Source organism: Vibrio sp. (assembly GCF_038138445.1).
GTDB lineage: Bacteria > Pseudomonadota > Gammaproteobacteria > Enterobacterales > Vibrionaceae > Vibrio.
In genome coordinates, this window is record NZ_JAYQDQ010000106.1 from 1 (window position 1) to 11475 (window position 11475).

General features: G+C 43.6%; 8 protein-coding genes. 4 read left to right on the forward strand and 4 right to left on the reverse strand.

Annotated elements, in window-relative coordinates; genetic code table 11:
- Positions 1–104 precede the first annotated feature (104 nt).
- Together AAFM34_RS18500 and lrp are read right to left on the reverse strand one after the other, a co-directional pair.
- Positions 105–2930, reverse strand: coding sequence for a DNA translocase FtsK 4TM domain-containing protein (locus tag AAFM34_RS18500; RefSeq protein ID WP_341665404.1), 2826 nt, complete (start codon positions 2928–2930; stop codon positions 105–107).
- Positions 2931–3121: 191 nt separating this feature from the next.
- Positions 3122–3616: a leucine-responsive transcriptional regulator Lrp gene (lrp, locus tag AAFM34_RS18505; RefSeq protein WP_114784432.1), complete on the reverse strand. Its 495-nt coding sequence runs from the start codon at positions 3614–3616 to the stop codon at positions 3122–3124.
- A gap of 174 nt (positions 3617–3790) precedes the next feature.
- Here lrp and ald point away from each other — a divergent pair, with 174 nt between their 5' ends.
- Positions 3791–4915 (forward strand): alanine dehydrogenase, encoded by a 1125-nt coding sequence (ald, locus tag AAFM34_RS18510; protein ID WP_341665392.1) that lies wholly within the window; start codon positions 3791–3793, stop codon positions 4913–4915.
- 76 nt (positions 4916–4991) lie between these two features.
- Here ald and yfbV read toward each other — a convergent pair whose 3' ends face one another.
- Positions 4992–5444 carry a terminus macrodomain insulation protein YfbV gene (gene yfbV, locus AAFM34_RS18515; protein ID WP_341665394.1) on the reverse strand — a complete coding sequence of 151 codons (453 nt, stop codon included), beginning with the start codon at positions 5442–5444 and terminating at the stop codon, positions 4992–4994.
- Between the two features lie 346 nt (positions 5445–5790).
- Between yfbV and AAFM34_RS18520 the strand changes: the two genes are divergently transcribed.
- The 3 genes from AAFM34_RS18520 (at position 5791) to AAFM34_RS18530 (ending at position 10343) form a co-directional block, all read left to right on the forward strand.
- Entirely contained in the window at positions 5791–6987 is a 1197-nt protein-coding gene (locus AAFM34_RS18520; RefSeq protein WP_341665396.1) for an acetate kinase, read from the forward strand.
- Positions 6988–7100: 113 nt separating this feature from the next.
- Positions 7101–9245 carry a phosphate acetyltransferase gene (pta, locus tag AAFM34_RS18525; RefSeq protein ID WP_341665398.1) on the forward strand — a complete coding sequence of 715 codons (2145 nt, stop codon included), beginning with the start codon at positions 7101–7103 and terminating at the stop codon, positions 9243–9245.
- A 90-nt stretch (positions 9246–9335) separates the two neighbouring features.
- Entirely contained in the window at positions 9336–10343 is a 1008-nt protein-coding gene (locus AAFM34_RS18530; RefSeq protein WP_341665400.1) for a GGDEF domain-containing protein, read from the forward strand.
- Between the two features lie 6 nt (positions 10344–10349).
- Here AAFM34_RS18530 and AAFM34_RS18535 read toward each other — a convergent pair whose 3' ends face one another.
- Positions 10350–11300: a glutathione S-transferase family protein gene (locus AAFM34_RS18535; RefSeq protein WP_341665402.1), complete on the reverse strand. Its 951-nt coding sequence runs from the start codon at positions 11298–11300 to the stop codon at positions 10350–10352.
- Positions 11301–11475 lie beyond the last annotated feature (175 nt).

The following is an 11475-nucleotide window of genomic DNA, read 5'->3' on the forward strand; positions in this document are numbered from 1 at the left end:
GCCGATACCCCAGAAAAAACAATGCCGCTCACCTTAAGTGAACGGCATTAGAGTCTCACAACTCTTGCTTTTTTCTATCAAACCATAGCTTAATCCATCATCGGCTAATTGACCTCTCTCCCCGGCGCAGGAGCCAAAACTTCACGATTACCATTGTGTCCTGGTGCGCTAACAATTCCGTGAGACTCTAGCTGCTCCACAATTCGAGCCGCTCGGTTGTAGCCTATTTTAAAACGGCGCTGAACACCAGACACTGAACCTCTGCGAGATTGAACAACGTGCTCCACCACTTGGTCAAATAACGGGTCCATTTCTTCTTCGCCCTCGGGTTTTTCACCAGGCAATAGCGCTTCTGGACCTTGATCCCCATGGGTAATTTCATCAATATAGTTTGGCTTACCACGGGCTTTCCAATTACTCACGACAGCATGGACATCATCATCAGATGCAAATGCTCCATGTACTCGTACCGTATGACTAGAACCTGGAGGTAAATAAAGCATGTCACCCATTCCAAGCAGTGACTCAGCACCACCTTGATCCAAGATGGTTCTTGAATCAGTTTTAGTAGAAACAGTAAAGGCAACCCGCGTCGGAATATTCGCTTTGATCAAACCTGTAATAACATCAACAGATGGGCGCTGCGTCGCTAGGATCAAATGAATACCAGCGGCGCGAGCTTTTTGGGCTAGTCTAGCAATAAGTTCTTCGACTTTTTTGCCGACCACCATCATCAAGTCAGCAAACTCATCAACGATAACAACAATATAAGGCAGTTTCTCCAACAATGGAGGAAGCTCATCCATACTATCACCGTCTTGCCACAGAGGATCGTGGATTGGATGACCGGCTTCTGCTGCTAACTTCAATTTATCATTGAAGCCTTTTATATTTCTAACCCCGAGTGCCGACATAAGTTTATAACGACGCTCCATCTCTCCAACACACCAACGAAGTGCATTTGAAGCATCCTTCATATCGGTGACAACTTCAGATAATAGGTGAGGTATTCCTTCATAAACCGATAGTTCGAGCATTTTGGGGTCGATCATAATAAAGCGCACTTCTTCTGGAGTCGCTTTATAAAGCATACTCAGAATCATGACATTCACGCCAACCGATTTACCTGAGCCAGTTGTGCCCGCGACAAGCACATGCGGCATTTTTGCTAAATCTGCCACAACAGCTTCCCCAGCAATATCTTGCCCTAGTACAACCGTTGTCGGAGATTTAGCGTCAGCAAACTGAGAACTGGCAATAACGTCTGAAAAATAAACCGTCTGACGGCTCATATTCGGCAGCTCTAGTCCCACATATGGTTTGCCAGGAATAACCTCTACGACACGAACTGCCATAGCAGACAGTGAACGGGCTAAGTCCATCGATAAGCCTGAAATGCGACTTACCTTAACGCCTGGCGCCAGATCTAGCTCGAATCGAGTAATCACTGGTCCTGGGAATATGCCGACAACCTCAGCTTTTATCTTGTAGTCTGCAAGTTTAGACTCAACCAGCCTTGCTATATTTTCAAGAGCTTGACGATCAATAAAGTTTTCACGTTTCTCTGGGTGATAAAGTAGCTCTAGCGTTGGCATTGGTTCTGCAGGTTTTGGCAGGTTCACCTCTTGCTGAACAAGGAAAGGATTTTGCTTGGCGGCAACCTTAGCTTGAGCTTCCGCGACAATATCTTGAAAAGCCGCAGAATCGTCATCGATATCTTGATTAGATGAAGGCTGCTCGGCCTCCAATAAATCAAGGTTATCATCTTCAGCAACATCAAATGTAGAGATCTTTGGCTCCATCGCCTCTAATTTGTCATCTATATCGAGCTGTTCTAATTCTGTGGATTCTATGATCGGATAATCTTGCAGGTCACCTTTGAACGGTTCAGAAAGCTGCTCATTTTCTACTTTCGTAACTTGTGATTGTTCTTGAGTACCCACATCATAATGCTCTGATTGAATATTACTAATATCCTCCCTTTCTTGAGGCGCATAATCGTTCTCATGTTGCGCTGCGGCGTCTAGCTCTTCAATGGTCGCATCAAGCTGTATAGTCCGCTCGAACACAGGCTCAATATCGTCATCAAACACTTCGGCTTCTATTTCTATCTCAATAACCTTTGACTGAGCAGGCTCGGGATCAGGAATATGGATATTAAATTGCCTTTCTTGTGGTTGTTCTGTTTCCAGAACAGAATCAATCTTGAGTTCAGGCTCTTTTGTAGACAAAGCATTATGTTCTTGTGGCTCTGTCAGTTCAGGTTGTACAAGCTCATCTTTTTCTCCACGCACTTTATTAGCCAATACTGTCAGAAGATGGATCGTCCATTCACCGAGTTTATCGACAATGGTCAGCCATGAAATCCCTGTAAGCAGTGTGAAGCCTGCTCCCCATAGGAATAGAAAGACCAAGGTAGTCCCGAGAATGTTGAGTATAGGTAGCGACAAGCTTGTTAATACATCACCTATCACGCCACCCGAAGAAAAGTACCAAATATCATCGAAATTGATATCAGCAAGCCCGCAGCTCGTCATAACGAGTACAGTTAGACCCAAAAGTCGCGTTCCCCAAAGTAGCAAGTCAATTGACTCATTTTCCTCACGCTTACTAAAGATTATCCAAGCAGTGGCGGCTGCAATAATGGGAATTGTGTATGCTAATGAACCAAAGGTGAAAAATAGAGTATCTGCAATCCATGCACCGACAATGCCTCCGGCATTATGGATACCTTCCCCCCATGTGGTCTGGGACCAGGACGGATCAGCTGGACTAAATGTCAGTAGCGCCACTGACAACAAAATTGAAGCCAATACTGTCACAATGAAGCTGCACTCTTTTAAGCGCTGGGGGCCATCGAGACGTGACACTTGTGACTCGTCCCCAGTTTTAATGATGGTTTCAACTTTATTTTTGCTGTCTTTGAACATAACCCACTTATCAAATACTTGGTAGTAACCTAGGTATAAGGAGCAATAAAACTTACCTATTTGGTTAACACTATAAGAAAAAAATAGTCCGAGAAGCCACGCCCCTCGGACTATTAATTTAACCATATCAGGACTTAAAACCCAATTGCCTTAAGTCAGAATACCGAAAGGCCTATGCCAATACCTAAAGCTTAGCGTGTTTTAATCACTAACTGATTTGTTTGCTTCACTTCTTCCATAACGACATAAGTTCTCGTGTCATTAACTCCTGGAAGGCGTAAAAGTGTATCACCCAAAAGTTTTCGGTAAGCACTCATATCCGACACACGAGTTTTCAGTAAGTAATCGAAATCACCTGAAACCAAGTGGCACTCCTGAATATCATCAAGTTTTTGTACTGCAGTATTGAACTGTTCGAACACATCTGGGGCTCCACGGTTCAATGTAATCTCAACAAAAACTAACAGCGACGCATCAAGAAATTGCGGATTAAGCAAGGCTGTATAGCCTGTAATGTATCCCTGACGCTCCAACCGGCGAACACGCTCTAAACACGGTGTTGGTGAAAGACCAACTCGTTTAGACAGTTCAACGTTTGAAATACGACCATCTTTTTGCAACTCATTTAGAATGTTGCGATCAATACGGTCAAGATCCTTAGACGGCTTCTTATTGTTGTCTGCCATTTTTTATTCCACCTTATTACTTCCTTGCAAAAAAATATACTACAACTTTTTAATATTCAGTATCAAATTTTATTCAATCATATCTATACTAGATATTAATTCGATAGAATTCCCCTACACATAGTTAATATAACCATTATAGTTAAAACAACCAATATAAAATGAGGAGTCAGGATGATCATTGGCGTACCAAAGGAAATCAAAAACCATGAGTACCGTGTTGGCATGATCCCAGCGAGCGTTCGTGAACTAGTATCGCAAGGCCATCAGGTTTTTGTCGAAACCAAAGCCGGTTCGGGCATCGGTTTTTCCGACGATGATTACATCGCTGTAGGCGCATCCATTCTTCCTACTGCTGCTGACGTTTTTGCGCAAGCAGAAATGATTGTAAAAGTTAAAGAGCCTCAAGCTGTTGAACGCGCAATGCTCCGTGAAGGGCAAATATTATTCACCTATTTGCACCTAGCACCAGATTTTCCACAAACTGAAGAGCTAATCAAGAGCAAAGCTGTCTGCATAGCGTATGAGACTGTAACAGATAATATGGGTCGCTTGCCACTACTTGCACCTATGTCTGAGGTAGCGGGCCGGATGTCAATCCAAGCTGGCGCACAAACTTTAGAAAAATCGCACGGCGGACGTGGTCTACTTCTTGGTGGCGTCCCTGGTGTTGAACCAGCAAAAGTCGTTGTTGTTGGTGGTGGTGTGGTCGGAGCTAACGCTGCGCGTATGGCTGTTGGTTTACGTGCAGACGTAACCATCCTAGACCGTAATGTCGATACCCTTCGTCGCTTGGACGAGGAGTTCCAAGGTCGCGCTAAGGTTGTCTACTCAACTGAAGATGCTATCGAAAAGCATGTATTGGACGCAGATCTTGTTATTGGTGCGGTATTGATTCCTGGTGCAGCTGCTCCAAAACTCGTCACTAAAGAACACATTGCGAAAATGAAACCTGGCGCTGCTGTGGTTGATGTCGCGATTGACCAAGGTGGCTGTTTCGAAACTTCTCATGCAACAACGCATGCGGATCCAACCTACATTGTGGATGATGTTGTCCATTATTGTGTTGCAAATATGCCAGGAGCGGTTGCTCGCACTTCTACATTCGCTCTAAACAATGCCACCCTACCATATATTGTCAAGTTGGCGAACAAAGGTTATCGCGAAGCGCTGTTAGAAGATAAAGGCTTCCTAGAAGGGTTAAATGTGATTCACGGTAAAGTGACCTGCAAAGAGGTTGCAGAGAGCTTCGACCTTGAATATGTATCTCCTTCCGATGCAATTGCAATGTTCAACTAATCTACTCGAACATTAACGAAAAAGCGCTCATTGATATGAGCGCTTTTTTGTATCAAATACATTCTGAAAAGCTAACTTAAAACCATCTTTCAAGTGCACTTTTATCGAGCTGACGAAATGCGCGATTTAGAATGTGGGCCAACTCTTTGTATCTTGGCTGCTTTTTCAGGGGTTCTAATGCAAGACCACTCTCTGCGATTTTCTCGTGGATCTCTCTATACCATCCCGCTAAGGCTGGCGGAAGCTGGGTATTCGCTCTACTTCCAAGCCACCACATTCCTTGAATTGGCAGACTAATTGCGAATAGAGCGATAACCACCGCTTGGGGCATTGACTGATAATTGCTAAATGCCATCTGCGTTAACACGCTTATCGCTGCGATGGCAGGCATGGCTTTCACCCCATATTTGGTGGCTTTTATAATTCGCTGTTCTGGGAATAGCAAATTAAGTTCCTTACGCATAGGCCAAGTATCCATGTACTTTTGTCCATCTCGAAGGTTATGCACTAAACCGACTTTGTTACTCATAGGGCTCTCTCACTACACTAACCTACCTGCACTAGCCAAAAAAAATTTTAAGGATTAAAATTTTATCGCAATAAGTTGACAAAAATTAATATTCTTTCAAATTTTTTTGTTATCATTGACTATTATCGTCATCCTTTGCAGGCCTACATACTCATTGTTGCCGTTATTTAGCATTTAAGCAACTATTGAGGCCTAACTGCAAGGGATGCATGAGCAGTGACAGGCTGCACTGCTGTCTTTATATACGGAAATTGACTTTTTACTCAAGATTAGTACGCAGCTAAACGAGCGTCGTCTATTCTTTTGATTGATTTTTATCCTAACTGATTATTACAGGTAGCCACTCATGTCTAAGCTGGTTTTAGTTTTAAACTGCGGTAGTTCTTCCCTTAAGTTTGCGGTTGTCGATGCCGAAAACGGCAACGAGCACTTAACAGGTCTCGCTGAATGCCTTCACCTTCCAGAAGCACGTATAAAATGGAAGCTTGATGGTAAACACGAAGCTCAATTAGGAGAAGGTGCAGCCCACGATGAAGCCCTTTCATTCATCGTTGAAACTATCCTTGCTTCCAAACCAGAGCTCGCTGAGCAGCTCAAAGCCATTGGTCATAGGGTTGTACATGGCGGTGAGAAGTTTACCCAATCAGCCTTGATTAATGATGATGTACTCAAGGGAATCGAAGATTGTGCGACACTGGCACCGCTTCACAACCCTGCAGCAATTATCGGTATTAAAGCGGCTCAAAAGGCCTTCCCTAACCTACCAATGTCAGCCGTATTCGACACAGCCTATCATCAGTCTATGCCTGAGGAAGCATACCTATATGCCCTTCCATATAGCCTATATAAAGAACATGGCATTCGTCGTTATGGTATGCATGGTACTTCTCACCTTTTCATTGCGCGTGAAGCAGCAAACCGACTAGGTAAAGCAGAATCTAAGCTGAATATCATCAACTGCCATTTGGGCAATGGTGCATCAGTGTGTGCAATTAAAAACGGTAAATCCGTTGATACTTCAATGGGCTTAACTCCCCTTGAGGGCTTGGTAATGGGTACTCGTTGTGGCGACCTTGATCCCGCTATTATCTTCCATCTGCATGATGCTCTTGGGTACTCCGTCGACAAGATCAACAACATGTTGACTAAAGAGTCAGGTTTAGCTGGTCTGACGGAAGTAACCTCTGATTGTCGTTTCGTTGAAGACAACTACGGGGCTAAAGAAGAAGCAACACGCGCGATGGACGTATTTTGTCACCGTCTAGCAAAATATGTTGCAGGCTATACAGCAACACTCGATGGCCGATTAGATGCTATTGTATTTACTGGTGGCATTGGTGAGAACTCAGGCCCAATTCGTGAGATGGTATTAAACCGTCTAGGTGTATTTGGCATTGAAGTCGACTCAGAAGCAAACCTTAAAGCTCGCTTCGGCGGTGAGGGTACTATTACCACTGCTGACAGCAGAATACCAGCAATGGTTATCTCTACCAATGAAGAGTTAATTATCGCTGAAGATACAGCTCGCCTATCAGGCCTTTAATTAGTGTAACCGGCTGGCATAAGTGTCAGCCGATTTTTTACTAGACTTAACACCTATTTCAATCAGGTAATACGGTCTTGAGTCTTATATAAATAGAAAAAGGTATTCTAAGAATGTCTCGTACTATTATGCTTATCCCTGCCAGCGCTGGTGTTGGCCTAACAAGTGTTAGCATGGGCATCTTGCGTGCAATGGAACGTAAAGGTGTTAAAGTTTCCTTCTACAAGCCTATTTGCCAGCCTCGTTCAGGTGGCGACCAGCCTGACCTGACATCGACGATAGTCGCACACAATAGCGACATGAAAATAGGCCAATCGTTAGCCATGTCCGTTGCTGAAAATTTAATCGGCAACGATAATATGGATGAACTGCTTGAAACAGTGGTCGAGCGCTATAACCAAATTAACAAAGACTCTGATGTAACTTTAATCGAAGGATTAGTCCCTACTCGCAAGCATCCATTCGCAAACCAAGTCAACGCAGAAATTGCGGCAACACTTGGCGCTGAAATTGTTCTCGTTGCGACACCCGGTACAGATAACCCTGCTCAGCTTAAAGAGCGCATTGAAGTTGCCTGTTCAAACTTTGGTGGCACTAAAAACAAAAATATTTCGGGTGTGGTCATTAACAAGCTGAATGCACCAGTGGATGAAGCAGGACGTACTCGCCCTGATCTTTCAGAAATATTTGATGATGCAGACAGTGCACAACAAAATGAAATGAAGGTGATGGAAATTTTTAATACATCACCCATTCGCGTGCTAGGTTGTGTTCCTTGGAGTATCGATCTTATCGCTACTCGTGCCATTGATATGGCCAAGCATCTAAAAGCCGACATTGTCAATCAAGGTGATATCTACACTAGGCGTATAAAGAGCATTACTTTCTGCGCTCGCTCATTACCCAATATGATTGAGCACTTCAAGCCAGGATCTCTCCTTGTTACTTCAGCAGACCGTCCCGATGTTATTGTAGCGGCAGCACTAGCAGCCATGAATGGTGTCGATATTGGCGCCGTGTTACTGACAGGCGGCTACGATATACCTGAAGAAATTGTTGGTCTTTGCAAGCCCGCATTTGACACAGGGTTACCGATATTTAAAGCTCAAGGTAATACTTGGCAAACATCGCTAAACCTTCAAAGCTTTAGTTTGGAAGTACCTGAAGATGATAAAGAGCGTATTGAATTCATTAATGAGCATGTTGCTGGACACATCGACGGTAACTGGATTGAATCTCTGACTGAAGGCACACATAAGTCTCGTCGTTTAAGTCCTCCCGCTTTCCGCTATCAATTGACGGAATTTGCGCGCAAAGCAGCAAAACGTATCGTTCTTCCCGAAGGTGATGAGCCAAGAACAGTCAAAGCAGCGGCGATTTGTGCAGAACGAGGCATAGCTGAGTGTGTTCTGCTTGGTAATCCAAAAGAAATTAAGCGAGTTGCCGAGCAGCAAGGCGTCGAGCTTAACTCTGGCGTACAAATCATTGATGCTGATGCCATTCGAGAAAATTACGTCGCTCGACTAGTCGAACTACGTGGTAAGAAAGGCATGACTGAAGTCGTTGCGAGAGAAAAACTACAAGACTCGGTATTCTTAGGCACAATGATGCTCGAGAATGATGAAGTTGATGGGCTTGTATCTGGTGCAGTGCACACCACCGCGAACACGATAGTGCCTCCATTCCAAATCATCAAAACAGCACCGAACGCTTCTATTGTCTCGTCGGTATTCTTCATGTTACTTCCTGACCAAGTACTGGTTTATGGGGACTGTGCGATTAACCCGGATCCTACTGCTGAGCAGCTCGCAGAAATCGCTATTCAGTCTGCCGACTCTGCCGCTGCATTTGGAATTGAGCCTCGCGTTGCGATGATCTCATACTCTACCGGTGAATCAGGTAAAGGCGCGGATGTTGATAAAGTTCGCGAAGCAACCAAACTGGCTAAGAAGAAACGTCCTGACTTAGTCATCGATGGTCCTCTTCAGTACGACGCGGCAATTATGGAAAACGTAGCGGCTTCTAAAGCACCTAATTCTCCAGTTGCAGGTAAAGCCACTGTGTTTGTCTTCCCAGACCTCAACACAGGTAATACGACCTACAAAGCAGTACAGCGTAGTGCCGATCTAGTTTCTATCGGCCCAATGCTGCAAGGTATGCGTAAACCAGTCAATGACCTTTCACGTGGTGCATTGGTTGATGATATTGTCTATACGATTGCACTGACTGCAATCCAAGCAGATCAAGAGCACAATTAATCTGGTTAGGTCTATGAAAAAGCAGTTGCTAAAGCAACTGCTTTTTTTTTATTGCTACACTTTACCCAAGACGTCTATTTGGGCTTTATCATGCTATCCAACCTACTAGCCTCAAAAGTTTATCTCGAGCAAAATGTCCTCAAGATCGCCAGCTTCTTTTTAGCGGCCATAGGGACAGGCTTCACGATAGTTAACTTCTTTTTTTGGGACTTACCCAAATTTGGCATAGTAGACTCAATTTACACTCTCGTTTGTATTTACATCTTCATTAGTATTCACTATGGAAGACATAGCAAGTGGTACTCGGTTATTCTGGTAGCTGGCCTCAGTGCTGTTTTGATATACAGTTTAGCGGTCGCAGAAGGATACTCCGTTCTAGTGTTCTGGTCTTTTTGCTTCCCTGCCCTTTACCATATATTCTTCAATCGTTTTGCCGCCTCAATGGCGACATTCGGCTTTTATCTCATCACTATCTCGATTCTCGCATCTTACCCTCCGCTAGTAAGCTCAACCGCCTATACGCTTTTTAATTTTACCATTCCATATTTTCTGATATGGGCTATCTCTTTCGTACATGAGGATGCACAAACAAAGATAAGGGATAAACTCAGTCATGCTGCCCACAGGGACCCGTTAACCGGAGCGAAAAATCGACTAGCATTAGAAACAGACGTTGCTGCCAACCCATTGTTGGCTCACAATCACTATCTAGTCCATTTCGATCTCGATCATTTCAAACGAGTCAATGATACCCATGGACATGCAGCAGGTGATGCGGTACTTAAAGCAGTAACTGAAACAGTTAGCCACTCGGTAGGCGATGAATCCCTGTACCGAGTTGGTGGTGAGGAGTTTTGCATTATTTTTAATTCTGACAACATGCAAAGTGCATTTGGTGTAGCGGAAGAGATAAGAAGAGCACTAAGTAAGACGGCCATTCCAATTGAAGAAAATGAATTGTATGTCACACTAAGTGGTGGCCTAAGCAAATTGATTGTCATCGATAATAAAATTTCTATCGATGACACGATGAAAAAGACAGACGTTGCCCTATATCAAGCCAAAGACCAAGGACGTAACCAAATCGTCACTACTTAAACTCAGTCAAACAGCCGCCCGACCATGAGGAGTTTCTAGGTTTAGTTCTGGGCCTTTAGGAACAACTTGAGTCGGATTGATACCAGTATGGCTAAAGTAGTAGTGACGTTTTATATGGTAAAAATCCACGGTTTCGGCCACACCACTCATTTGATAAAGTTCTTTCATGTAGCCATAAATATTAACATAATCGGCAATTCGTTGTTTGTTGCATTTAAAGTGCCCAACGTAAACAGGATCAAAGCGAATTAACGTTGTGAAAAGTCGCCAATCTGCCTCTGTCAAAGCTTGGCCAACAAGATACCTATGGGTTGCTAGGTGCTTGTCTATGCGATCTAAAGCATTAAACAGCTGTTCAAAGGCCTCTTCATAAGCTTCTTGAGTAGTGGCAAAACCACATCGATAAACGCCATTGTTGACATTAAAATAGATATCGGCGTTCCATTCATCAATGGCCAGTTCTTTCTCTTTTGGGTAGTAGTCTTGGTGGTTTCCCGTAATGTCGTTAAACTCGCTGTTAAACATACGAATAATGTCTGCAGACTCATTACTTACAATGGTCTGATGCTGCTTATCCCATAACACAGGTACAGTTACACGCCCAGTGTAGGTACTGTTAGCATGGGTATAAATTTGGTGTAGCCGAGTATATCCATACAAGGGTTCAGGAGTTGCAAAAGCCCAACCTTCGCTCATCATATCGGGACTCACTACAGTGACATCAATGTTACTTTCTAAATTTTTCAGTTTTCTAAAAATCAACGTTCTATGCGCCCATGGGCAAGCAAGTGATACATATAGGTGATAGCGCCCTGATTCCGCTTGAAATTTTGCCCCTGAGTCGTTTTTGACCCAGTCCCTAAATCCAGCATCTTCACGAACAAAACGGCCACCACTTTTGGTCGTTTCGTACCACACGTCTTGCCATTTTCCATCTACTAACTGCCCATAATTCAATATCCGTTTTTATATTAACTACATTGAGTATAAAAAAAGCCAACCGATTCAAAAGCAGAATCAGTTGGCTTTGTTGTTCAAATAATTTGAACTTTATTTAATAGACGATTATTGGTTAATCAGTAAGCTGGCGGTAAACCCCATCTAATCATTTCCTTTTAAATTCGGTATTGTC